Origin of the sequence: Paractinoplanes aksuensis, assembly GCF_024137025.1 — a bacterium.
Taxonomy (GTDB): Bacteria; Actinomycetota; Actinomycetes; order Mycobacteriales; family Micromonosporaceae; genus Actinoplanes; species Actinoplanes aksuensis.
In genome coordinates this window covers 195,850-218,793 of record NZ_JAMYJR010000031.1, presented here as the reverse complement: position 1 = coordinate 218,793, position 22,944 = coordinate 195,850, and the positions used below count along the sequence as shown (strand labels likewise).

Annotated in this window: 19 protein-coding genes, 2 tRNA genes, 1 other RNA gene and 2 pseudogenes; 16 read left to right on the top strand and 8 right to left on the bottom strand. The window is 69.7% G+C overall.

Annotated elements, in window-relative coordinates; translation table 11 throughout:
* The first annotated feature begins 25 nt into the window (after positions 1-25).
* On the top strand, positions 26-988 hold the full coding sequence (gene mtnA / locus M1L60_RS28640; protein ID WP_253240631.1) for an S-methyl-5-thioribose-1-phosphate isomerase: 963 nt from the start codon (positions 26-28) through the stop codon (positions 986-988).
* Here the strand turns inward: mtnA and M1L60_RS28635 are convergent.
* The 3 genes from M1L60_RS28635 to M1L60_RS28625 all read right to left on the bottom strand — a co-directional run bounded on the left by M1L60_RS28635 (position 960) and on the right by M1L60_RS28625 (position 3,333).
* On the bottom strand, positions 960-1,535 hold the full coding sequence (locus M1L60_RS28635; protein WP_253240630.1) for a DinB family protein: 576 nt from the start codon (positions 1,533-1,535) through the stop codon (positions 960-962). The genes mtnA and M1L60_RS28635 overlap by 29 nt on opposite strands.
* A gap of 32 nt (positions 1,536-1,567) precedes the next feature.
* Positions 1,568-2,506, bottom strand: a complete 939-nt coding sequence (locus M1L60_RS28630) for a prephenate dehydrogenase (protein ID WP_253240629.1) — start codon at positions 2,504-2,506, stop codon at positions 1,568-1,570.
* A gap of 320 nt (positions 2,507-2,826) precedes the next feature.
* Positions 2,827-3,333, bottom strand: a complete 507-nt coding sequence (locus M1L60_RS28625) for a M23 family metallopeptidase (RefSeq protein ID WP_438862161.1) — start codon at positions 3,331-3,333, stop codon at positions 2,827-2,829.
* Between the two features lie 339 nt (positions 3,334-3,672).
* Between M1L60_RS28625 and M1L60_RS28620 the strand changes: the two genes are divergently transcribed.
* The 4 genes from M1L60_RS28620 (at position 3,673) to tadA (ending at position 5,389) form a co-directional block, all read left to right on the top strand.
* A complete protein-coding gene (locus tag M1L60_RS28620; RefSeq protein WP_253240627.1) occupies positions 3,673-4,044 on the top strand; it encodes a hypothetical protein in 372 nt (123 codons plus the stop codon).
* Positions 4,045-4,168: 124 nt separating this feature from the next.
* The gene (locus tag M1L60_RS28615; RefSeq protein ID WP_253240626.1) at positions 4,169-4,336 is read left to right on the top strand and encodes a hypothetical protein; all 168 of its coding nucleotides are present in this window, start codon (positions 4,169-4,171) and stop codon (positions 4,334-4,336) included.
* Positions 4,337-4,427: 91 nt separating this feature from the next.
* A complete protein-coding gene (locus M1L60_RS28610) occupies positions 4,428-4,940 on the top strand; it encodes a tRNA adenosine deaminase-associated protein (RefSeq protein ID WP_253240625.1) in 513 nt (170 codons plus the stop codon).
* On the top strand, positions 4,937-5,389 hold the full coding sequence (gene tadA / locus M1L60_RS28605; RefSeq protein WP_438862158.1) for a tRNA adenosine(34) deaminase TadA: 453 nt from the start codon (positions 4,937-4,939) through the stop codon (positions 5,387-5,389). The genes M1L60_RS28610 and tadA overlap by 4 nt, the downstream gene beginning before the upstream one ends.
* 152 nt (positions 5,390-5,541) lie before the next feature.
* Here tadA and deoD read toward each other — a convergent pair whose 3' ends face one another.
* A complete protein-coding gene (gene deoD / locus M1L60_RS28600; protein ID WP_253240624.1) occupies positions 5,542-6,249 on the bottom strand; it encodes a purine-nucleoside phosphorylase in 708 nt (235 codons plus the stop codon).
* Between the two features lie 133 nt (positions 6,250-6,382).
* On the opposite strand from deoD, the gene M1L60_RS28595 reads away from it, so the two are divergent.
* Positions 6,383-6,472: transfer RNA gene (locus M1L60_RS28595), tRNA-Ser, on the top strand.
* A 720-nt stretch (positions 6,473-7,192) separates the two neighbouring features.
* A complete protein-coding gene (locus M1L60_RS28590) occupies positions 7,193-7,534 on the top strand; it encodes an STAS domain-containing protein (protein ID WP_253240623.1) in 342 nt (113 codons plus the stop codon).
* A 60-nt stretch (positions 7,535-7,594) separates the two neighbouring features.
* On the opposite strand, the gene M1L60_RS28585 is transcribed toward M1L60_RS28590, so the two are convergent.
* Positions 7,595-7,682: transfer RNA gene (locus M1L60_RS28585), tRNA-Ser, on the bottom strand.
* A gap of 81 nt (positions 7,683-7,763) precedes the next feature.
* On the opposite strand from M1L60_RS28585, the gene ffs reads away from it, so the two are divergent.
* Positions 7,764-7,858: signal recognition particle sRNA small type (ffs, locus tag M1L60_RS28580), an RNA gene on the top strand.
* Between the two features lie 85 nt (positions 7,859-7,943).
* Positions 7,944-9,488 (top strand): annotated as a pseudogene (locus M1L60_RS48355) (DNA polymerase III subunit gamma and tau); the annotation flags it as partial.
* A 430-nt stretch (positions 9,489-9,918) separates the two neighbouring features.
* On the opposite strand, the pseudogene M1L60_RS48345 reads toward M1L60_RS48355, so the two are convergent.
* Positions 9,919-10,053 (bottom strand): annotated as a pseudogene (locus M1L60_RS48345) (hypothetical protein); the annotation flags it as partial.
* Positions 10,054-12,459: 2,406 nt separating this feature from the next.
* Between M1L60_RS48345 and M1L60_RS28570 the strand changes: the two are divergent.
* The 7 genes from M1L60_RS28570 (at position 12,460) to M1L60_RS28540 (ending at position 19,858) form a co-directional block, all read left to right on the top strand.
* Positions 12,460-12,783, top strand: a complete 324-nt coding sequence (locus M1L60_RS28570; protein WP_253240621.1) for a YbaB/EbfC family nucleoid-associated protein — start codon at positions 12,460-12,462, stop codon at positions 12,781-12,783.
* Between the two features lie 4 nt (positions 12,784-12,787).
* Entirely contained in the window at positions 12,788-13,381 is a 594-nt protein-coding gene (recR, locus tag M1L60_RS28565) for a recombination mediator RecR (protein ID WP_253240620.1), read from the top strand.
* Positions 13,382-13,792: 411 nt separating this feature from the next.
* Entirely contained in the window at positions 13,793-14,797 is a 1,005-nt protein-coding gene (locus M1L60_RS28560; protein ID WP_253240619.1) for an ABC transporter permease, read from the top strand.
* 91 nt (positions 14,798-14,888) lie between these two features.
* Positions 14,889-16,640: an ABC transporter substrate-binding protein gene (locus tag M1L60_RS28555; RefSeq protein ID WP_253240618.1), complete on the top strand. Its 1,752-nt coding sequence runs from the start codon at positions 14,889-14,891 to the stop codon at positions 16,638-16,640.
* Between the two features lie 111 nt (positions 16,641-16,751).
* Positions 16,752-17,753 (top strand): ABC transporter permease, encoded by a 1,002-nt coding sequence (locus M1L60_RS28550; RefSeq protein WP_253240617.1) that lies wholly within the window; start codon positions 16,752-16,754, stop codon positions 17,751-17,753.
* 11 nt (positions 17,754-17,764) lie between these two features.
* On the top strand, positions 17,765-18,805 hold the full coding sequence (locus M1L60_RS28545; RefSeq protein ID WP_253240616.1) for an ABC transporter ATP-binding protein: 1,041 nt from the start codon (positions 17,765-17,767) through the stop codon (positions 18,803-18,805).
* A gap of 15 nt (positions 18,806-18,820) precedes the next feature.
* Positions 18,821-19,858, top strand: coding sequence for an ABC transporter ATP-binding protein (locus tag M1L60_RS28540; protein WP_253240615.1), 1,038 nt, complete (start codon positions 18,821-18,823; stop codon positions 19,856-19,858).
* 60 nt (positions 19,859-19,918) lie between these two features.
* Here the strand turns inward: M1L60_RS28540 and M1L60_RS28535 are convergent, their stop codons facing one another.
* Positions 19,919-21,295, bottom strand: a complete 1,377-nt coding sequence (locus tag M1L60_RS28535) for a calcium-binding protein (RefSeq protein WP_253240614.1) — start codon at positions 21,293-21,295, stop codon at positions 19,919-19,921.
* Positions 21,296-21,434: 139 nt separating this feature from the next.
* Entirely contained in the window at positions 21,435-22,904 is a 1,470-nt protein-coding gene (locus tag M1L60_RS28530; protein WP_253240613.1) for a calcium-binding protein, read from the bottom strand.
* Between the last annotated feature and the right edge of the window lie 40 nt (positions 22,905-22,944).

Below are 22,944 nucleotides of genomic sequence, written 5' to 3'. Positions count from 1 at the left end.
ACTGGCCGCGGCTACCATCGCCCCCATGCGGACGATCGACTGGGTGGACGGCGCGATCGAGATCATCGATCAGACAGTGCTGCCGGGCGAGGTGAAGATCCTGCGCCTGCACACGGTGGGTGAGCTGGTGGCGGCCATTCAGTCCCTGGCCGTACGGGGTGCGCCCGCCCTCGGTGTGGCCGGCGCCTTCGGAGTGGCGCTGGCCGCCCGTGTGCACGCCGACGATCCGCAGGCCCTGGCCCGGGCCGTACGGCGGGTCGAGACCGCCCGGCCGACGGCGGTGAACCTGGCCCGGGGCGCCCAGCGGGCCGCCGCCCTGCTGTCGCGCGGGCCGCAGGCCGTGCTCGAGGAGGCGTGCCGCGTACGGGATGAAGAGATCGCCGCCTCGGACGCGATGGCGGCCCGGGGCGCCGACCTGCTGATCGAGCTGTGCGGCGCCCGCCCGCGGCTGCTCACCCACTGCAACACCGGCGGGCTGGCCGCGGTCACCGTCGGCACCGCGCTCGGCGTCGTCCACGAACTGCACCAGCGGGGGCGGCTGGCCGGCGTGATCGCCAGCGAGACCCGGCCGCTGTTGCAGGGCGCGCGGCTCACCTCGTGGGAGCTGACCCGGTGGGGCATCGAGCACCGGGTCGCGGTCGACTCGGCCGGGCCCTTCCTGATGGCCCGGGGCGAGGTCGACGCGGTGATCCTGGGCGCCGACCGGATCTGCGCCAACGGCGACGTGATCAACAAGATCGGCACGTACGCCCATGCCCTCGGCGCGCGGGCCGCCGGGATCCCGTTCGTGGTCGTCGCGCCCGAGTCGACCATCGACCTGGACACCCCGTACGGCGCGGCCGTGCCCATCGAGGACCGCGGCCCCGGCGAGATCACGCAGTGGGCCGAGGCGGTCAACCCGGCCTTCGACGTGACCCCGCACGACCTGGTGACCGCGATCGTGACCGACCGCCGCGTCATCACCGGCTCGCCGGGCTCCACGGCTTGAGCCAGTCGGTCGCGGGCCAGCCCTCGGCCGCGGCCATCAGCGGGTAGGCCGTGGCGCCGTCGACCGACTCGCGCACGATGTCGGCGTGCCCGGTGTGCCGGGCTGTCTCTTGCACCAGGTGCAGCAGGACCCACCGCAGGGTCCAGTGCGTCATGTCCTTGCTGTTCCACGGCACCGAGTGGTCGATCGGGACCTGGTGGTCGAGGTTGTTCAGCTCGGTGACCGTTTTCTCGGTCTGCTCGGCGACCCGGTCGTAGCGGGCGAACACGTCGTCGATGGTCTCGCCCTCGGCCAGGCGGAAATTGTTCGCGTACTCCTGATAGTCGAGGACCTGCGGCTCGCCGCGGACCTGGCCCATCCAGCCGGCCTCGGTCGAGGCGCAGTGCTTGATCAGGCCGCCCACGCTGAGCGCGCTGGCCGAGGGCGTGGCCCGCAGCTGCTCGTCGGTGAGGCCGTACGCGGTCAGCCGCAGCACGTAGCGCATCTGGGTGAGGTAGGCGAGCAGGCCCTGCTGCTCGTTCTCGATGGCGCCGACCTGACCAGGCATTTGTGACTCCTCGGGTTGGTGGTGAACCCAGGCTAGGAGGTATTGCGGTCAGTTTCGGGCCGCATTGCCACGACCTTGGTGCGGTCTGCGGCGACGTCGGTGACCCAGCCGCCCGACCGGCCCAGATCCAGCAGTACGGCGGGGTCGGCGGGCAGTTCGACCCGGGAGCCGGGGTTCGGGGGCCAGGCCCGGCGCAGCTCGACGGCCGGTCGCAGGGCCGGGACCAGCGCGGCCACCGGGTCGGGGGCGTCGAGGCGGGCTCGCAGGTCGTGCAGCTCGGCCAGCAGGTGGTCGAGTTCCTCGCGTACGGCGGTGGCATTGCCCCCGCACATGGCGGCGATCAACTCGGCGCGGGTGGCGGCGACGCGGGTGCCGTCCCGGAACGAGCCGGCGGCCAGGGTGGCGGCGGGCGGATTGGCGCGCAGCTGGCCGGCCAGGGCGGCGGCGAACAGGTGCGGGACGTGGCTGATCTGCGCAACCACCCGGTCGTGCTCGGCCGAGGTCAGCGGGACGACGCGGGCGCCCAGGGCGGTGTAAAGAGCGGCCAGCGTGAGCCAATCAGACAGGTCTGTCTGACCAGTTTCGAAGGTCAGAACCCAGGCGCAGCCGTTGAAGAGAGCCGGATCGGTGGCGGCGAAGCCCGAGGTCTCCTTGCCGGCCATGGGGTGACCGCCGACGAAGCGGGGCGGGGCCAGGGCGCGGACGGGGCCCTTGACGGAGGTCACGTCGGTGATCAGGCCGGGGTGAGGGGCCAGTTCGGCGAAGACCGCGGGGAGGGCCGGCAGGGGGACGGCGAGGATCGTGAGGTCGGTGCCAGTCGTCATCGAGGGGGTGACGGTGTAGCCGGCCGATTTGGCTTCGTCGCGGGTGGTGGGGTCGGCGTCGTAGCCGGTTACCTGGTGGCCCTGGGCTGCTAGGGCGCGCAGTAGGGAGCCGCCGATGAGGCCGAGGCCGATGACCGCGATATCCACAGCCGGGACTTTTCCACATGCCCTGTGGACAACTTGCTCCCGCCCCGCGCGGAAATTCGTACGCTCGCTTCCTCTTTCCCTTGGGTGGGCGGGGGAGGCGGTGGCACACCCGAAGATCGAATCCTTGTCCTTCGTTCAAGATCAGCCGTTTGGTCAGCCGTGGCGGGCCGTCCCAGTGTCCGTTTCTGCCCGTTTCGCACCCAGTGGTCAGGGAGCCTCGGCGCTTACCGTTGTTTCGTGACCACCTAGTCATTAATCCCGGCAGCACGGAAGCCGCACCCATCGGGCGAGGGTGCGGCTTCCGTGTGTAGACCGAAGTCTCAGGCCTTGCAGTTGTGCGAGCGCTTCCAGGCCGCGACCTCGGCCACCGGGCTCTTGGTGCCGCCCTTGCGCCACGAGGCCAGGTATGAGTACGGCCACACGACGCCGCGGCGGACCTTCCAGTCGCCGACCTTGGCGCACGGCGGCGAGATGCCGTAGTGCAGGTGGCACACGTTGTTGGCGTTGCCGGTGCGGCCGACCTTGCCCAGCTGCTGGCCGGCCTTGACGCGTACGCCCTTTTTGATGCCGGTCTGCACCTTGCTCAGATGCGAGCCGTAGTAGCGCACGCCGTCGTCGCCGAGCAGCGACACCGACAGGCCGCCGTTGTTGGGACCGTCAGGCGATCCCTTCTTGTATTTGTCGGTCAGGCTGACCTCGAGCACGACACCGCCGGTCGTGGCCACCACCGGCTGCCCGCAGTCGGCGAAGATGTCGGTCGCCTTGTACTTCGAGTGGGTGGTGTGCCAGTCGACGTTCGACGCCTTGACCGGGAAGGCGTACTTCACCGTCACCTTCTTGGGCAGGCGGGACGGCGTCGTCACCGGGGGCCGGGTCCGAGCCAGGCCACCGGCCGACGTGGTGGGCGTCACCGGAACCTGGGCCGCGGCCGGAGTGGTCGCGGTGGTCGTGGCCGGTGGGTCGACGAACTGCGGCGTCGGGCCGGCCGAACCGGGCCCGGCCGTGCCGCCGCAACCGGCCAGGCAGACGGCCAGAACGGTCAAACCGGAGAGGGTACGGAGCAAGGGCACCGAGCCATCGTGGCAGACGTCGGCCGGTCCCGCCGACCCGCGCTGGCTAGGCTGGCCCGTACGGGCAACGGCCGAGTGCGACGGAGGTGGGCCGCGATGAACCGGCACGACATCTGGCAGCCGACCGCGCCGCCGCCCATGCGCGCGCCCTCCGGGCTCTTCCCCGGGCCGTCCCGGCCGACCTACCGCGAGCCCCACCCGATCAGCGCGGTCCCGCTGCTGGCCGGTCTGGGCGCGGGGGCGGCCTGGCTCACCCTGTTCGGCTCTCTCGGTCGTGACCTTGCCGGTTACGCCTGGTGGACGGTGCTCGCGGCAGTCAGCGCGTGGGCCGTGGCCCTGGTCCTGACCGCGATCGGCGACCGGGCCGTGGCCGTCGGGGTCGCGGTGGCGGGCGGGTTCGGGCTGTCGATCGCGATGGCCTTCGTGGGCGCCCAGTGGATCACCACGCAGGACTGGCCGCTGTGGTGAATGTCCGGTGGTGACCGGCTTGTCGGCGACCCGATGTGCCCTACTCGTCGCCGTGCGCACAGGGCCCTGATTTAAAGAACACTGGGCCTTGACTTAAAGACTTGAAAAGGTTCAACCTCGGCATGTGCCCCCCACATCCCCGCGGTCCGACCCCGATCGTCGCCGCCGCCGACTCGAGCTGCTGGCCGCGCTCGCGAGCGCGAAATCGGCGCGGGAGACCACGCAGCCCCAGCGGCTGCGCCGGGCCCGTCTGCGCGAGCTCATCGCGATGCGTCGTCGCCTGGTCAACTGACTTCATCGGCCCGCCGAAGGCGTGGCGCGTCGCGCCTGCCGTTCTTCCAGCTACCGTCACTCGCGAGCACATACGTCGCGTGGGGGGAAAGTTGTCGACATTCGCTGCCGCCGTGGGCCGGGGCAAGAACGGGTGGACGGCGTCCGAGATGGACCTGAGTGGCCTGGCCGACATCGACGAGGTCGTCGACGCGCTGCGGGACGTGGAACCGGACGCCGACGTCACGCTGCTCTTCGTCGAGAGCGACGACCAGTATCTGGCCGTCCTGCGCCTCGACGAGGGGGAGGACCTGCGGGTCTTCGGCTCCGACTCGGCGTTCGCCGACGAGTCGCGGATCGGCGCGATGCTGCTGGGTGAGATCGAGGCGCCGGCGCTCGAGATCGACGACCTGACCGCGGGCGACGACGACGAGACCGACCAGCCGGCGGCCGACCCCGACGCGGACCCGGTGGGCGACGCCGAACTGCTCAACGACCTCGGCATCAACGCCCACAAGCTGCTCGGCCTGTGCGGTCAGGAAGGCACCATGCCGGCCGACGTGACGGCCGAGATCTGCGGGCGGATCGGCTGCGGCGACGAGATGGAAGAGCTGCGCGAGGCGTGAGCCTGGTCGCTTCGCCCCGCCACGAGACCTGGATGCGCCGGGCGCTCGAGGTGGCCGCCGCGGCCGGCGAGGACGTGCCGGTGGGGGCGGCGCTGTTCGACGCCGGGGGCCGGGAACTGGCCGCGGCCGGCAATCAGCGCGAGGCGACCGGCGATCCGACCGCGCACGCCGAGATCCTGGTGCTGCGCCAGGCGGCCGAGCAGGCCGGCACCTGGCGGCTCGACGGCTGCACGCTGGTGGTGACGCTCGAGCCGTGCACGATGTGCGCGGGGGCGCTGGTGCTGGCCCGGGTGTCGACGCTGGTGTTCGGGGCCTGGGAGCCGAAGACCGGGGCGGCCGGGTCGCTGTGGGACGTCGTACGGGATCGGCGGCTCAACCACCGGCCCGAGGTCTATGCCGGCGTGCTCGAGGACGAGTGCGCGGCCCTGCTGCGGGATTTCTTCCGCTGACCGCGGGTCACGGCCTTCCCGCGTACGCAAGAAGGCCGTGACGCCGCAGGCCGGGCTCACTTCTTTCCCGTACGCCGGGAAGGCAGTGACGCCGCAGGCCGGGCTCACTTCTTTCCCGTACGCGGGGAAGGTCGTGATGCCGTGGGCCGCGCTCAGGCGATGGCCGTCTCCAGGCCGATCTTGACCATGTCGCCGAAGCCCTGTTCGCGCTGGGCCGAGTCCATCTTGGCGCCGGTCTTGATGTGGTCGCTGACGGTCAGGATGGTCAGCGCCTTGGCCCCGTAGCGGGCGGCGATCGTGTAGATCGCGGCCGACTCCATCTCGACCGCCAGCACGCCGTAGTCGGCCAGCGCGTCGTAGAGGTCGGGCCGGTCGGTGTAGAACGCGTCGGCGGCCAGGATCGGGCCCACCCGCAGCGCCGTGCCCTGTCGCTCGGCCACCTCGGCCGCGGTGCGCAGCAGGCTGAAGTCGGCCACCGGGGCGTAGTCGATCAGGCCGTCGAAGCGGGACCGGTTCATGTTCGAGTCGGTGGCCGAGCCGATGGCCGCGATGACGTCGCCCAGTTGCAGGTCGGGGGCGAGCGCTCCGCACGAGCCGATCCGGATGACCGACTTCACACCGTACTCGTTGATCAATTCGTGGGTGTAGATCGAGGCTGACGGCATGCCCATGCCGGAGCCCTGCACGGACACCGGAACGCCCTGGTAGGTGCCGGTGAAGCCGAGCATGCCGCGGACCTGCGTGTAGCACTTGGCGTCCTGCAGGAACGTCTCGGCGATCCACTTCGCCCGCATCGGGTCGCCCGGCAGCAGGACCCGCTCGGCGATGTCGCCCGGCTGTCCGCCGATGTGCACGCTCATCGTCCTGTGTCTCCTCGCTGATTCGTACCGCTCATGCCCCGATCCTGCCAGGTCGGGCCTGGTCGCTCGGGCCGGGCGCGGTAAAGGGGAACCCGGCGGCGAGCGCTGATCGGCGTCCGGTAACGTACTTCCCGGTGGTGTGTCCGAGCGGCCTAAGGAGCACGCCTCGAAAGCGTGTGAGGGTGCAAGCCCTCCAAGGGTTCAAATCCCTTCACCACCGCCAACAGCCCGCCTGTTCCGTCACCACGGAGCCGGCGGGCTTTTTGCATGCCGGGTCACCGTCGGTCACCGCACGATCGGGTTGTCTCCAAGATCAGATATCGGACAAGTAACGCCGTGGTTTCGGCTCCGGACGATCACGATCACCACCTGGTTCGATGACGGAAAGTAGTGGCAAGGGGACGGCCCAAAGAACTTCGCTGTAGCGCAAGTCACGAAGGGGAAAACCACCGGATCAGACAATGCGCTTTTAACCACCTGGTGAGAAACTTTCACAAGATAGCTCTGCGCCGATGCCTGCTAACTGTCCTAGATTTGACTGGTGAGAGTTGACAGTCACTGGTGGAATGGTGACGTCCGGCTTCAGCGCCGTGACGTCTACGTCCGCACCGACGGACAGGCCTGGGAAGTCGAAGCTCAGATGGGCGGACCAGAGGGCAAGTCGAAGGTGCAACAGTGTCCAGGGCGGGCCTCGGCCATGATCCTGGCGGACGCGTGGCGTGGACCACGCTGGCAGTGGCGCAAGCTGTAGGTCGCGCCAGGAGCCCAGGCTGCGCCGCCAGCTCGACCGACATCGGCCAGCCGACTTTCGGATAGGGGCCGGATCCCGTCAGGGGATCCGGCCCCTATTGCGTTCCCGATCCCGGCGGACCGTTTGTCCGGTGACAATTGTTGACGCGGTTCTAGCCTGAGCTGCCATCAACAGCGCCAGGAAGCGATTCCCATGCAGGCCTCTGTCACCGATCACCGAAGCGACATCGCTGTTCTCCACCTGCGGGGCGAACTCGACTCGGAAACCGCCGGCCAGCTCCATGCGACCTTGGCCGACCTGCTGGAGCGGCCGGTCCCTCGCATCGTCGTCGACCTGACCGACCTGAAGTTCTGCGACTCCGTCGGGCTGAGCGCATTCATCACCAGCAAGCAGGTCATCACTGCGCGTGGCGGCTGGCTCAGTTTCGCCGGCGCCAACCCGTTCCTCAACCAGTTGATGGAGACGGTCGGTCTGAGCCGATATTTCGCCATCTTCCCCGAGGTCGACGACGCCATCGCGGCCGCCCAACTCTGACTCTGGGTAACAGAAAAGCCGGGCCCTCAGGGCCCGGCTTTTGTCGTGGTGCCGGTGTGCTGGCGGAGGATACGAGATTCGAACTCGTGAGGGGTTTCCCCCAACACGCTTTCCAAGCGTGCGCCCTAGGCCACTAGGCGAATCCTCCGTCAGTCAGGATACAGACGCGGGAGGGCCGCCGGACGCAGGGTCCCCGCCCGCGTCCGCGGCGGGCCGGGTAAGCTCAAGGCCAGCCTCTCGTGCGGCGTGCATCTCGTGAACCTCCCCAGGGCCGGAAGGCAGCAAGGATAAGCGGGCTCTGACGGGTGCACGGGAGGCCCTTTACGTTTTTGACCACCCCAGCGGTACCGGGGTTGGTTGTTGTCGTACCCCCGACGGACAATGGCGCGGTCGTCGAGGAGGGGCACCAGTGGCACTCGCGCTTTACCGCAAGTACCGTCCGCGCACGTTCGCAGAGGTCATCGGCCAGGAGCACGTCACCGAGCCGCTGTCGCAAGCGCTGCGCAGTGGCCGGCTGCACCACGCCTATCTCTTCTCGGGGCCACGCGGCTGCGGCAAGACCTCCAGCGCCCGCATCCTGGCCCGCTCGCTCAACTGCGAGCAGGGCCCGACCCCCGAGCCGTGCGGGGTCTGCGCCTCGTGCCGCTCGCTCATGAACGACGGCGCCGGCTCGATCGACGTCATCGAGATCGACGCGGCCAGCCACGGTGGTGTCGACGACGCCCGCGAGCTGCGCGAAAAGGCGTTCTTCGCGCCCGCCAACAGCCGCTACAAGATCTACGTGATCGACGAGGCCCACATGGTCTCGTCGGCCGGCTTCAACGCGCTGCTCAAGCTGGTCGAGGAGCCGCCGGAATACGTGAAGTTCATCTTCGCCACCACCGAGCCGGAAAAGGTGCTCGGCACGATCCGGTCGCGCACCCACCACTACCCGTTCCGGCTCATCCCGCCGGCCGTGCTGCGGCCCTACCTGCAGCAGCTCACCGAGGCCGAGGGCGTCCAGGTCGAGCCGACGGTGTTCCCGCTCGTGGTCAAGGCCGGCGGTGGCAGCGCCCGCGACACGCTGTCGGTGCTCGACCAGCTCATCGCCGGGGCCGGGCCCGAGGGGGTCAGCTACACCCGTGCGATCGATCTGCTCGGCGTCACCGACGTCACCCTGCTCGACGAGATGTGCGACGCGCTCGCGGCCGGCGACGGCGCGGCCGCCTACGCCACGATCGACCGGGTGGCCGAGGCCGGCCACGACCCGCGCCGCTTCGCGTCCGACCTGCTCGAGCGCTTCCGTGACCTGATCGTGCTGCAGCAGGTGCCCGACGCGGTGTCCAAGGGCCTGATCGACGGCCCGGCCGACCAGCTCGAGGCGATGGGCGCCCAGGCGGCCCGGCTCGGCCCGGCCACGCTCTCGCGCTGCGCCGACATCGTGCACAACGGCCTGGTCGAGATGCGCGGCACGACGGCGCCCCGGCTGCTGCTCGAGCTGATCACGGCGCGCATGCTGCTGCCGGGGGCCGAGGATTCGACCGGCGCGCTGCTCCAGCGTCTCGAGCGCATGGAACGCCGCCTGACCCTGGGCGGCGAGCCACTGCCCGCGGGCGAGACTCCGGTGGCCGCGCCCACGGCTGCCGCCTCGGCCGCTGCGCCCGCCGGGGCTCCCGCTCCGGCCGCCGACGGGGGCGGTAGCTCCGGGCTGTCGGCGGCTCGGGCCGCCGCCGCGGCCGCCGCTCGGCGCGGCGGTAGTGCTGGTGGTCGTCCGGCGGCCGCTCAGCCGAGCGCACCTGCTGCCCCCGCTCCAGCCGCTCCGGTCTCAGCTGCTCCTGTGTCAGCCGCCCCGGTTTCGGCGGCCCCTGTCTCTGCCGCGCCTGCTTCAGCGGCTCCCGTTTCGGCTGCGCCTGTGTCACCCGCGCCTGTGTCACCCGCCCCTGTTTCGGCCGCGCCTGTTTTGGCCGCTCCCGTTTCCGCTGCTCCGGCGTCGGCCGTGCCGGTTTCGGGCGGCGCGGTTCCGGGTGGCGGGGGTGCGGGCGGCACTGTCTCGGGTGGCCCGGGTGCGGGGCCCGACTGGAACGACGTCGCGGCCGGGACGACGCCCGCCGCGGCCCGTGGTCGAGTCGGCGACGAGCCCGAACCCGACCACGACGAACCGCCGTGGGACGACGAGCCCGACGACACCACAGCGCCCACCCGCCCGGTTGAGCCGCGGGCCGCTGAATCTGGGCCCACGTCCGCGGGTTCGAGTGCGGACGCGTCGGCGCGCCGGGCCGAGTCGCCGAACCGCGAGGCGGTCGACCACGTCGCGTCCGACAGGCGTGCGGAGCCCGTGGCCGAGAACGCCTCCACACAGCGACCCGTCTCAGCCGCGCCCGTCTCAGCAGCGCCCGTCTCAACCGCGCCCGTCTCAGCCGCGCCCGTCTCAGCAGCGCCCGCTCCAGTCGCGCCGGCGCAGGACGGTGCTGACCCGAGCGGCGCTTCGGGCGGTGCGGCCGCGTGGGCTGAGACCCCGCAGGGTGGATCTGGGCCCTCATCAGCCGGACAGGCACGGGCGGCCGGAGCCGGCGGTGCTGGTGAGCGGCGAGGCGAGCCGGCGGGGGTTTTGCCGGATGCGCCCGAGGAGCCCGCGGCCGCTGCGGTCGAAGCGGCGGCGGCCGGGCCGGGGCAGTTGACGGCGCAGGCCGTACGCCAGGTCTGGCCCGAGGTTTTGGCCGAGGTCAAGAAGCAGCCGCGCGGCGTGGTGCTGCGGGCGATGGCGGCCGACGCCACCGTGCGCGAGCTCGACGGCGAGACCGTCATCCTCACGGTGCCTTCCCCTCGGCACGCGCAGGGCATCACCCAGGGCGCGGCGCTCATCGTCAACGCGCTCTACGAGGTGCTCGGCGGCCAGTGGCAGATCCACTGCGAGGTCGCCGGCGCCGCGGGCGCGACCCCCTACGGCGATTCCGGCCCGGGTCGCGGCGGGTCATCCGGCGGCGGACGAGCGCCGGGGCGCAACCAGGCCACGCCCACCCAGCGGCCGGACGCCGGCGGTCCACGCCAGGCTCCCGCCCGTGCGGCGGCTCCCACCGCTGCACCCACGGGGGTGGCTCCGGCCGGTGCCGCCCCATCGGGAACGGCGCAGCAGGCGACTCAGCCCGCGACGGCCGGCCGGGCCCCGCACACCCAGCGCCGCCAGCCGGAGGCCCCAGCTTCCGGCGGCGACGACGAATGGCCGGGACCGGCTCAGCGACGGCAGCCCGAGACCCCGTCCTCCGGCAGCGACGATGAATGGCCGGGATCGGCCCAGCGGCGGCAGCCCGAGGCCCCGGCTTCCGGCGGTGACGACGGATGGCCGGAACCAGCCCAGCCCGGCGGCCGTTCCACAGTCACTGAAGCTCCCGCCGAGGACGACGACGAGGACTGGCCCGAGGTCCGCGCGATCCCGACCAGCCCGCCCAGGTCCGACGATCAGGACGGCCAGGCTGCGCCCGAGGCCGGATCGCGTCCTGAGACCGGGGTCAGCGGCAACACCTCTGCCTCGTCTCATCCGGGCCAAGCGGACGGTGGTGGGGCGAACGGCCTCGTAGCTGCCCGTGGCGGTCCGGACGACCTTGCCAACAGACCGACCGATTTGGCCGGGCGACCCGGTGGGGCGAACGACCTGACGGCAGGAGCTACCGGGCCCAACGGCGTTGCCGCTGGGCTCACCGATGCAACTGACCTTGCTACGGGGTCTGACCCGGCCACCGGCCCTGCTGCGGCGCCTGGCGGGCCGACCGGCCTTGCCGCGGGGCTTGGCGGGCCGACTGGCGTCGCCGAGGACGCATCCGCTGGACGGCCTGACACCGTCGGTGGGGTGGGCGGCTCCCACACGGACGGCGGTTGGGGGACGGCTGACGTCTCGTCCACGGATGATGGTCGTCCCGTGGCCTCGATCGACGGCCCGCGCGATGGCTCGGGTTTCGAGGGCCGGGTCGCCGAAGGTCGTTCGGGCACCGACGCCCTGGGTGTGAACGATCAGGGTGGGACGCCGAACTCCGCGCGGGTGGACGACGGCGATCGGTCTGGCCCGGCGACGACCGGGGACGCTGCGTCTCGGCCGGGCGACGACGCCCGGCCGCCGGACGCCGCGCAGGCTGAAGACGGCGAGCAGGTACGCGGCCCGGTCGCCGCGGCCGGCAGTTCGGCTGTGGCCGCGGCCCGGGCGGCTGCGGCGCGGGCGAGCGCGGCCAGGTCGAACGCGAACGCGGCCGGCGCGGCCCCGGCGGCCAGTGCTCCTCCGAACGCTGGTGGTGGGGCCGCCACTGCGTCCTCTGGACGGAATGCCGGACCGGGCAGTGGTCTGGCCGCGGCGCGGGCCGCGGCGGCCGGAGCGCGGGGGCCGGCCGGGCCCAAGCCGGCCGGGAAGCCGGTGGGTGAGGCCTGGTCCGACGGCTCACCCACGGAAGAGGCGCCGTACGACCCCGAGTTCGACGGGCCGCCGTCGCGGGGGCCGAAGTTCGAGGGGTTCGACCCTGGCGACGAACCGCTCGACGAGGTGATCGACGAGAAGACTGCCCGCGAGAGTGGGGAGCAGATGGCGATGCGGCTGCTCCAGGAAGCCTTCGGCGCCGAGAAGATCGGCGAGAGCTGACGCCGCCGAACCCGCCGGTGGCACCTGCGCCGGTGGGATAACGGCGGTGGTGCTTGCGCCGGGGTGACGCGGTGGTGCTTGCGCCGGTGGGGTGGTGCAGTGGTGCCAGTCTCGGCGGGTGGCGGTGGTTGCGCCTGTGCCAGAGAGGTGCGGTGGTAACGCCTGCGCCGGTGGGGTGACGGCGGTGGTGCGGGTGTCGGGAGTGGCGCTTGGTGTCGTGGGCGGCGGTGGCGGCTACGCTGGGCGGCGACTGCGCGCGGGAACGTGGTGGATATCGACGGGCTTGCGCGTGTGCGGACTTTGAGCAGACATGAGGAGCGGTGCCATGCGCCCGGGCGGACAGCCGAACATGCAGCAGATCATGAAGCAGGCGCAGAAGATGCAGCAGCAGGTGGCGGAGGCTCAGGCTGAGCTGGCCGCGGCCGAGCTGACCGGCACTTCCGGCGGCGGGCTCGTCACCGTCACCGTGACGGGGCTCGGCGAGTACAAGTCGGTGAAGATCGACCCCAAGGCCGTGGACGCCGACGACGTCGAGACGCTGGAAGATCTCGTACTCGCGGCTATTCACAACGCGGCCGAGGCGCAGCGGGCCCTCACCGAGGAAAAGATGGGCCCGGCCACCGGTGGCCTGACCCTGCCGGGGTTCTGATCGCGTGTACGAAGGCGCCATCCAGGACCTGATCGACGAGCTGGGACGGCTGCCGGGCGTCGGCCCGAAGAGCGCCCAGCGGATCGCCTTCCACGTCCTGTCCGCGGACCCGGCCGACGTCAACCGGCTGTCCACCGCCCTGCGCAAGGTCAAGGAGCTGGTGCGGTTCTGCACCACCTGCTTCAACGTGGCCGAGTCGGAGCAGTGCCGGGTCTGCCGGGACACCCGCCGCACCAGCGAGGTGCTCTGCGTCGTCGAGGAACCCAAGGACGTCGTGGCGATCGAGCGGACCAATGAGTTCCGGGGTCGCTACCACGTGCTGGGCGGGGCCATCAATCCGCTCGAGGGCATCGGGCCGGACAACCTGCGCATCCGCGAGCTGCTGATGCGGCTCGGCACCGGCGAGGTCAAGGAGTTGATTCTCGCCACAGACCCCAATACCGAGGGTGAGGCCACCGCCACCTACCTGGCATTGATGGTCAAGCCGATGGGGATCGCAGTCACACGTCTGGCAAGTGGTTTGCCGGTTGGTGGTGACCTGGAGTATGCGGACGAGATTACTCTCGGTCGCGCCTTTGAGGGTCGGCGCGCGGTCTAGGTCTACATATCGTGATCGTATGATCACGATGAGATAGCGTTTTGGTCCGGAATTGCTGCTCACGGCCCTTCTACCCGGTAGTTTCCGATTGGTCGGCAGCTCAGATCACGGTCACATCACGGCGGGGACACGGAACTGGTCGTGTGCGCTCGGTGAACTTGACCTGAAGCACCGCAGTAGGTGAGTGTTCCTCCGATGGCGGCACACCCGCCGTCGAGTGCCTTCGTGGCGTGGGTCTGATCTGACCGTCGCGCGACGAGGGTCGGCACTCGAGGCATGCGATAACCGATCGGTTGCCGTTCGCTGCGTGGGCCATCGCCCTCCGGTCTCGCGGGTTCTTAGCCGAACCCTGTGCGCCGGCGGTCGTGGACTCATGCTCGGCCGGCCTCCCGGGAGAGGACCGGCGCTTAGATGTCGCTAGGCCCAGAGGCGTCGATCAAGGAAGAGTCGACGGCGCCTGTTGCCGACGCGGCCGACGGTCGTGGTGGCGAGACCGCGATCGCGGGTCGATCCCTCAAGCAGATCGCCTGGCGTCGGCTCAAGAGGGACAAAGTGGCGATGGCCGGTGCCATCGTTGTCATCTTCCTGATTGTCGTCGCCATCCTGGCCCCGGTGCTCACGAAGTGGTTCGGACACCCGATCGACGAGTACCACATCGATCAGATCGATCCGACCTTCAGCACGCCGATCGGCAAGTTCGGTGGCATCAGCCGGGAGTTCCTGTTCGGCGTCGAGCCGACGTCCGGTCGTGACGTGTTCAGCCGCATCCTCTACGGCGCGCAGACCTCGCTCTCCGTCGCCTTCCTGTCGGCCGTGCTGTCGACGATCCTGGGCACGATCTTCGGCCTCGCCGCCGGCTTCCTCGGCGGCTGGGTCGACGCGGTGATCAGCCGGATCATGGACTTCCTGCTGGCCTTCCCCCAGCTGCTGTTCGCGATCGCGCTGGTCTCGGTCCTGCCCGACTCGTTCCTGTTCTTCGGCGACCGCTGGTCGCGCGTTTTCGTGCTGGTCGGCGTCATCGGCTTCTTCGGCTGGCCCTACATCGGCCGCATCGTCCGGGGCCAGACCCTGTCCCTGCGCGAACGCGAGTTCGTCGAGGCCTCGCGCAGCATGGGCGCCCGCTCGGGCCGCATCCTCTTCAAGGAACTGCTGCCCAACCTGGCCGCACCGATCCTCGTCTACACGACGCTGATCATCCCGACCAACATCCTGACCGAGGCCGCGCTGAGCTTCCTCGGTGTCGGTATCCCGCCGCCGAACCCGTCCTGGGGCGGCATGTTGTCGGACGCGGTGACCTTCTACTCGATCGACCCCATGTACATGATCATTCCGGGCGGAATGATCTTCATTACCGTGCTGGCCTTCAACCTCTTCGGAGACGGCCTGCGCGACGCGCTCGACCCGAAGGCTCGCTGAGCCGCCGGGTCGTACCTCCGCAATATCCGCGGACCGGCCGGGTTCGCTTTCGAAAAGGTAGGAGTACAGGGTGGCAAGCAAGAAAAGGGTGATGGCAGCCGCTGGCATCGCCGTCACGCTCGGGCTGACCACCGCCGCGTGCGGTGGCAGCTCGGACAGCGACGACAAGGGCGGCGCCTCGGGCGACGCGGGCGGCTACAACGCCGCCGTGACGACCGTGGTCAACCCCAGCACGACCAAGGGCGGAACCCTCAACCTCTGGTCGTCGCAGGATGCCGACTCGTGGGACCCGGTTCGCGGCTACTACGCGTTCGTCTGGAACCTGAACCGCCTTTACACCCGCAAGCTGGTCGACTACTCGGCCACCCCGGGCAAGGAAGGCCTCAAGCTCACGCCCGACCTGGCCGCGGCCGAGCCCGAGGTCAGCGCGGACAAGCTGACCTACACGTTCAAGCTGCGGGACGGCATCAAGTTCGACGACGGCAGCCCGATCACGTCGAAGGACATCAAGTACGGCATCGAGCGGGTCTGGGCCAGCGACGTCCTCTCGGGCGGTCCGGTCTACCTGCCCGGCGTGCTCGACCCGGACAAGACCTACAAGGGTCCGTACAAGGACACCGACCCCGACAAGCTGGGTCTGAAGACGGTCACCACGCCGGACGACAAGACCATCACCTTCAAGCTGGCCAAGCCGAACGGTGACTTCCTGTACCTGCTGGCCATGCCAGGCTCGGGCCCGGTGCCGCAGAAGCGGGACACCGGCGCGCAGTACGGCAAGAAGCCGGCCTCGTCCGGCCCGTACATGTTCAAGGACATCCAGCCCGGCAAGAGCGCCTCGTGGGTGCGCAACCCGAACTGGGACCCGGCGACCGACCCGATCCGTAAGGCGCTGCCGGACGCGATCAACCTGACCATCACCACCAACCCCGACGACCTGGACAGCCGTCTGCTGGCCGGCACCGCCGACCTCGACGTCGGCCAGGTCGGCGTGCAGGCCGCGGCCCGCACCAAGCTGCTCAGCGACCCGAACCTGAAGAAGAACGCCGACAACCCGGTGTCCGGCTTCCTGCGGTACGCGGGCATCACCCCGGTCGCGCCGCTCGACAACATCGAGTGCCGCAAGGCCGTGATCTACGCCGCCGACCCGACCGCCCTGCAGGCGGCCTTCGGTGGCCCGCTGGCCGCCGGCGACATCGGCACCAGCATGCTGCCCGAGAACATCGCGGGCTCGGACGCGAACTACGACCCGTTCAACCGCAAGCAGGGCAAGCCGCAGGTGGACAAGGCCAAGGAGGCCCTGACCAAGTGTGGCAAGCCGAACGGTTTCGACCTGACCATCACCGCTCGTAACAACCGGGCGACCGAGGTCAAGGCGGCCGAGGCTCTGCAGGCTTCGCTGAAGGCCGTGGGCATCAACGCCAAGATCGACCAGTACGACGGTGCGCAGCAGGCGTCGGTCACCGGTTCGCCCGACAACGTGAAGAAGAAGGGCTACGGGATCATCATGGCCGCCTGGGCGGCCGACTACCCGACCGGCTCCGGCTACATGCAGCCGCTCTCGGACAGCCGCTTCATCCCGGCCAACGGCAACTACAACCTGCCGGAGATCAAGGACCCCGCGATCGACGAGCTGTTCGACAAGGCCAACCTCGAGGCTGACCCGACCAAGGCCGCGGAGTACTACAAGCAGATCAACACCAAGATCATGGAAGGTGCCTACTACCTTCCCGTGGTCTCCGCCAAGGCGCTCAACTACCGCAACCCGCGGCTGACGAACGTCTACATCCACGACACCTTCGGCCAGGTGGACTTCCAGGCCCTCGGCGTCAACGACGGCAAGTAATACGGCTAGGCCGAACCGTCCACAGGGTTATTCGAAGGGTTGGTGAAGGCCGCCCGTGAGGGGCGGGCACCGGAGTGATCCGGTGCCCGCCCGTCCAACAGGCCGCTCGTCGTGCTGGCATACCTGATTCGGCGTCTGTTCAACGCGGTCCTCACGCTTCTCGTGGTCACCGCGGTGACCTTCGGCATCTTCTTCCTGGTCCCGAAGGCCACGGGCACTGACCCCGCGCTGCTCTACATCGGCAAGACTTCCGACGCGGCCTCGGTCGAGGGCATCCGCGTCAAAATGGGGCTGAACGACCCGATCGTCGTCCAGTACGGCAAGTTCCTCAAAGGACTCGTGGCCGGCCGGGACTACGCCAACGGCCCGGACGTCCAGCACTGCCCGGCCCCGTGCCTGGGCTACTCGTTCAAGACCGACCAGGAAGTGACGCCGTTGCTGCTCGGCGACCTCCCGGTCACCCTGTCGCTGGCGCTGGGCGCGGCGGTCCTCTGGCTCATCATGGGCATCTCGACCGGCGTGATCTCGGCTCTGCGAAGAGGCACAGTGCTCGACCGCGTGGTGATGGGTGGCGCCCTGGCCGGTGTCTCGCTGCCCATCTACTTCACCGGTCTGCTGGCGTCGGCGATCTTCGTCTACTGGCTCGGCTGGTTGCCCCAGGGCGAGTACGTGCCGTTCACCGAAAGTCCAGGTGACTGGTTCGTGCAGCTGATCCTTCCGTGGATCACGCTGGCCTTCCTGTTCGCCGCGACCTACGCCCGGCTCACCCGGGCCAACATGCTGGAGATCCTCGGCGAGGACTACGTGCGGACCGCCCGGGCCAAGGGCCTGCGCGAGCGGGCCGTCATCGGCAAGCACGCCCTGCGCTCCAGCCTCACTCCGATCGTCACCGTCTTCGGTCTGGACCTCGGCGCGCTCCTCGGCGGCGCCATCCTGACCGAGAAGGTGTTCAACCTGCGCGGCCTCGGCTATCAGGCGCTCACTGCGATCCAGGGCAACGACCTGCCGATCATCCTGGGCGTCACGCTGATCGCGGCCAGCTTCATCGTGATCGCCAACCTGATCGTCGACCTGGTCTACGGCCTCATCGACCCCCGCGTCCGGCTGGCCTGAGGGAGAGTCACATGTCCATCGGCGCCACCAACGCCCGCCCGTACCTCGAGGTCAAAGATCTCAACGTCCGGTTCGAGACCGACGACGGCATCGTCCAGGCGGTCACCGACTCGACGTTCAGCGTCGAGGCCGGCCAGACGCTCGGCATCGTCGGCGAGTCCGGCTCGGGCAAGAGTGTCACCTCGCTCGCCGTCCTCGGCCTGCACCGCACCCGTAGCAACGCCAAGGTCTCGGGTGAGATCTGGCTCGACGACCAGGAACTGGTCACGGCCACCGACGAGCAGGTCCGCCTGCTCCGCGGGGGCAAGATGGCCATGATCTTCCAGGACCCGCTGAGCGCGATGCACCCGTACTTCACGGTCGGGTCGCAGATCGTCGAGGCGTACCGGGTGCACCACCCCGGCGTGAACAAGAAGGTGGCCCGGGAGCGGGCCATCGACATGCTGGCCCGGGTCGGCATCCCGCAGCCCGAGCGGCGCTTCAACGACTACGCCCACCAGTTCTCGGGCGGTATGCGCCAGCGCGCGATGATCGCGATGGCGCTGGTCAACGACCCCAAGCTGCTGATCGCCGACGAGCCCACCACGGCCCTCGACGTCACCGTGCAGGCGCAGATCCTCGACCTGATCCGCGACCTGCAGGACGAGTTCGGCTCCGCGGTCATCATGATCACCCACGACCTCGGCGTGGTGGCCGAGCTGGCCGACGACGTCCTGGTGATGTACGGCGGCAAGGTGATCGAGAAGGGCCCGGCGCTCGAGGTCTTCCAGAACCCGCAGCACCCGTACACCTGGGGTCTGCTCGGCTCGATGCCGCGCCTCGACCGCGAGGTGCGCGACCGCCTCAACCCGGTCAAGGGCTCGCCGCCCAGCCTGATCAACCTGCCGAGCGGGTGCGCGTTCCACCCTCGCTGCCCGTACGCCGGGCGCAACGGCAACCGGTCCTTCAACGAGGTGCCTCTGCTGCACGGCGACGTGCACAAGGTCGCCTGCCACCTGCCTCCGGAAGCTCGTACCGAGATCTTCCAGCAGGAAGTGCTACCGAACCTCTGAGCGGAGTTGATGAAGATGAGCGAGAACCTGCTCGAGGTGTCGGGGCTGCAGAAGCACTTCCCGATCACCAAGGGCCTGCTCAAGCGTCAGGTCGGGGCCGTACGCGCGGTCGACGGCATCGATCTCGAGGTGCGCTCGGGCGAGACCCTGGGCCTGGTCGGCGAGTCCGGCTGTGGCAAGTCGACCGCCGGCCGCCTGTTCACCCGGATCCTGGAGCCGACCGGCGGGAAGATCGTCTTCGCCGGTGAGGACATCTCCCATAAATCGGTCACGCAGCTGCGGCCGCTCCGCCGCGACGTACAGATGATCTTCCAGGACCCGTACTCGTCGCTGAACCCGCGGCACACGGTCGGCTCGATCATCTCGGCGCCGCTGCAGATCCAGGACATCCCGACCCCGCAGGGCCTCAAGAAGGCCGTGCAGGAGCTGCTCGAACTGGTCGGGCTGAACCCGGAGCACTACAACCGCTACCCGCACGAGTTCTCGGGCGGTCAGCGGCAGCGCATCGGCATCGCGCGGGCGCTCGCCCTGCGGCCGAAGCTGATCGTGGCCGACGAGCCGGTGTCCGCGCTCGACGTGTCGATCCAGGCCCAGGTGGTCAACCTGCTCGACGACCTGCAGCGCGAATTCGACCTGACGTACGTGTTCATCGCGCACGACCTGTCGGTCGTGCGGCACATCTCGGACCGCGTGGCCGTCATGTACCTGGGCAAGGTCGTGGAGATCGCCGAGCGCGACGAGCTCTACAAGAACCCGCGCCACCCGTACACGGTCGCCCTGATGTCCGCGGTGCCGGTGCCCGACCCGGCCCGGCGTGACAAGGCTCAGCGCGACCGGGTGCTGCTCACGGGTGACGTGCCCAGCCCGATCAACCCGCCGTCCGGCTGCCGCTTCCGCACCCGCTGCTGGAAGGCGCAGGACATCTGCGCCACTGAGGAGCCACCGCTGACGGTCCGGCTCGACGACCCCGAGTCGCACCTCACGGCGTGCCACTTCCCGGTCGTCGAGGACGAGGTCGTGGCGGGTCGCCGGCCCGCGGCCACACCGGCCTGATCCCGTACGCGAAACGGCCGTTCCTCCCCGCGGAGGAACGGCCGTCGTGTTTTGCTCGATCTAGAAACGCGTACGTTCGCAGTTGACGGCGGTACTGCCGTTGCCCGTGCTGCAGATGTCGCCGGCCGCTGTACGGTTGGGTCCGCCGTCGAGCCGGCCGGGTCCCCTCAGGTCGTCGTCCCCGCCCAATCCGAAGATGGTGTTGGAGCCGGCCCCGCCGTTGCCGTCGATGATGTTGTCGGCCGCGTTGCCGGTGAGCCGGTCGCTGCCCTCTCCGCCGGTGATGTTCTCGACGTCGGCGCCCACGGTGTCCTTCTCGCCCGGCTTACCGTCGTCGCCCTTCGCTCCGTCGAGGTCGACCACGACCGCCGCTTGGTACCAGATGTAGTCGACCGTGTCCCGCCCCGGGCCGCCCAGCATCGTGTCGGCGGCGATTCCCCCGTACGCCGGATGATCGCCCACGAGCGTGTCGTCCCCGGTCGAGCCGCTCAGGTAGTCCTTTCCGGCCTCGCCCTCGAGGGTGTCGTTCCCGCCGAGCCCGCCGATCGTGTCATTGCCTGGGCCGCCGTACAGGAAGTCGGCGCGTGCGGTGCCCATCAGCCGGTCCGGCCCGTTGCCACCCTGAATGATCTCGACCGACGTGCCGATGCTGTCCTTCTCGCCGGCCCGGCCGTCGTCGCCCTTCACGCCGTCCGCGTCGGCGGTCACGCCCTTGTCGCGGTGGCCGTAGTGCACCATGTCCTTACCGGGCCCACCGTAGAGCGAGTCGGCGTCGGGGCCGATCGGTTCCGTGTTCTGCCCGAGGTAGTCGTTGCCCGGGCCGCCGTCCTCGACGTCGTTGTCCTCCCAGCCGTACAACTCGTCGTTGCCGTTGCCCCCGGAGAGCCGATCGTTGCCGGCCCACCCGAAGAGCTTGTCGTCCCCGTCGCCGCCGGCCATGGTGTCGTTGCCGTCCGAGCCGTCGAGATCGTCGTTGCCGCCCAGGCCGAGGACGGTGTCGTGGCCGTAGTCGGCCTTGAGGATGTCGCGCTTGGGGCCGCCGGTGATCCGGTCGTTGCCGTCTTCGCCGTGCGCGGTCATCGAGATGTCGGCCTTGTTGACCAGGACGTCGTTGTACATGCCGAGTTCGATCAGCAGCCAGGTCGGGTTCTTCGCGGGCGTACAGCGAACCTTGGTCTTGTCGCCGCTGACCGCCGCGCACCCGGAACCAGCCTTGATCGCCACGACGTCGTCGATCGTGACAGTGCGGCCGGACCGGGTGATCACGACGTTGTGGGTCTGCTTGTAAGCCCCTCGATAGCGGACGATCGTCGACGACGTCACGTCGGCGGTGCCGGTGGTCGCGGCCTCGGCCGGCAGGGCCACCCAGGCCACCCCGGCCACGCCGACGCCGAGCACGGAGACGGCGACGCGCCGGGCCTTCTTGCTGAGTCTCATGGGGATGCTCCGTTGTCTGTTGTGGAGACTCGCGCAGCATAGGACGGTACGGGACCGTCCCGCTGTCCCGGTCGATCATCCTTTCGGACAGGAAAACGGCCGCCCCGAGCGGAGCGGCCGTTTCTCGTTCGTCCGAACCCTATCGACGGCGCGCCGAGTCGGCCTCGCGCTGCAGCCGCTTCATCTCTTCGAGCTGATCGGCCCGCGCCTCGGCTGCCTTGCTGGACCGCAGGGCCGGGGCGCCGTCACCGTACTCGCAGTTGACGACGGTTTCGCCCGCCGCGATCGGGTCGTTGCAGAAGTCGTAACCGGCGCCCGCGTCGAGGTTGTCGATGCCCGCCTCGCCCCACAGGAAGTCGTCGCCGGCGCCGGCCGAGATCGTGTCGTTGCCCGGGCCGCCCTTGAGAGTTTCGGCGCCCGAGGTGCCGGTCAGGCGGTCGTTACCGGAGCCGCTCCAGATGTGCGACATCGGAGTCTGGATGGTGTCGCCCTCGCCGGCCGCGCCGTCGTCGCCCTTGACCCCGTCGGCATCGGCGGTGATGTCCGTGGTGCGTTCGTCGTAGATCAGCACGTCGATGGCGGGACCACCGATGAACGTGTCGGCGTCGGCGGTGCCGACGGGCAGGTCCTTGCCCTCGTTGTAGTAATTCTCGCCGGCCCCGCCGTTCATGACGTCGTTGCCGTAGCCACCGTCAAAATGGTCGGTTTCGGGGCCACCGGTGAGCGTGTCGTTGCCGGGGCCGCCGTGGATGATGTTCCGGCCGCTCCCGCCCTCGATCCGGTCGTTGCCCTGGTCGCCGAGGAGATAGTCGGCGTCGCCGCCACCGACGATCCGGTCGTCGCCGGCCCCGCCGTAGACCGAGTTCTCGCCGTTGCCGCTCTCGATGATGTCGTTGCCCTCGTCGCCGGCCAGGGAGTCGTCGCCCGCGCCGCCGTAGATCTTGTCGTTGCCGGGGCCGCCGTAGAAGGTCTTGTCGTTGCCGTCGCCGGCGTAGATGATGTCGTCGCCCGGGCCGCCGTAGGACGTGCCGTCGTCGCCGGGGCCGGCGTTCAGCGTGTCGTTGCCGGTGCTGCCGGAGAGCGTGTCGGCGCCGTCGCCCCCGATGACCAGGTCGTTGCCGGCGTCGCCGCGCAGCACGTCGTTGCCGCCGTTGGACTGGATGACGTCGTCGCCGTCACCGGCGTAGACGTCGTCGCGCTTGGGGCCGCCGGTGATCCGGTCGTTGCCGGCCCCGGTGCGGGCGGTCATGCCGAGGTTGGCCTGGTTGACCACGATGTCGTTCTTGTCGCCGAGGTCGACCCGGATCCAGTTCACGGTGACCTTGGGCGTGCAGCGGATCTTGGTGGCGTCGCCGCTGACCGCCACGCAGCCCGCACCGGCCTTGATGGCCATGGTGTCGTCGACGGTGACCGTGTTGCCGGACTGGGTCAGGACCACCGTGTTGGCCTTGCCCGTCGCCGCTGTGTAAGTGACGACGTTCGATTCGACGACTGAGACGATTCCCGTAGTCGCGGCGTCGGCCGGAAGGGCGATCCAGGCGACGCCGGCGACCGCGGCACCGCCGATCGCGACCGTGGCGACCCGGAGCGAGCGCTTGCGGAAATTCAAGGTCGTTCCTCTCCTGAGGGACATGAAGCCTCAGGAGTGT

Excerpts from the sequence above, each read along its gene's own strand:
- mtnA (WP_253240631.1), top strand. The coding sequence starts at position 26 with ATGCGGACGATCGACTGGGTGGACGGCGCGATCGAGATCATCGATCAG.
- M1L60_RS28635 (WP_253240630.1), bottom strand. The coding sequence starts at position 1,535 with ATGCCTGGTCAGGTCGGCGCCATCGAGAACGAGCAGCAGGGCCTGCTC.
- M1L60_RS28620 (WP_253240627.1), top strand. The coding sequence starts at position 3,673 with ATGAACCGGCACGACATCTGGCAGCCGACCGCGCCGCCGCCCATGCGC.
- deoD (WP_253240624.1), bottom strand. The coding sequence starts at position 6,249 with ATGAGCGTGCACATCGGCGGACAGCCGGGCGACATCGCCGAGCGGGTC.
- M1L60_RS28590 (WP_253240623.1), top strand. The coding sequence starts at position 7,193 with ATGCAGGCCTCTGTCACCGATCACCGAAGCGACATCGCTGTTCTCCAC.
- M1L60_RS28570 (WP_253240621.1), top strand. The coding sequence starts at position 12,460 with ATGCGCCCGGGCGGACAGCCGAACATGCAGCAGATCATGAAGCAGGCG.
- M1L60_RS28560 (WP_253240619.1), top strand. The coding sequence starts at position 13,793 with ATGTCGCTAGGCCCAGAGGCGTCGATCAAGGAAGAGTCGACGGCGCCT.
- M1L60_RS28555 (WP_253240618.1), top strand. The coding sequence starts at position 14,889 with ATGGCAGCCGCTGGCATCGCCGTCACGCTCGGGCTGACCACCGCCGCG.
- M1L60_RS28545 (WP_253240616.1), top strand. The coding sequence starts at position 17,765 with ATGTCCATCGGCGCCACCAACGCCCGCCCGTACCTCGAGGTCAAAGAT.
- M1L60_RS28540 (WP_253240615.1), top strand. The coding sequence starts at position 18,821 with ATGAGCGAGAACCTGCTCGAGGTGTCGGGGCTGCAGAAGCACTTCCCG.
- M1L60_RS28535 (WP_253240614.1), bottom strand. The coding sequence starts at position 21,295 with ATGAGACTCAGCAAGAAGGCCCGGCGCGTCGCCGTCTCCGTGCTCGGC.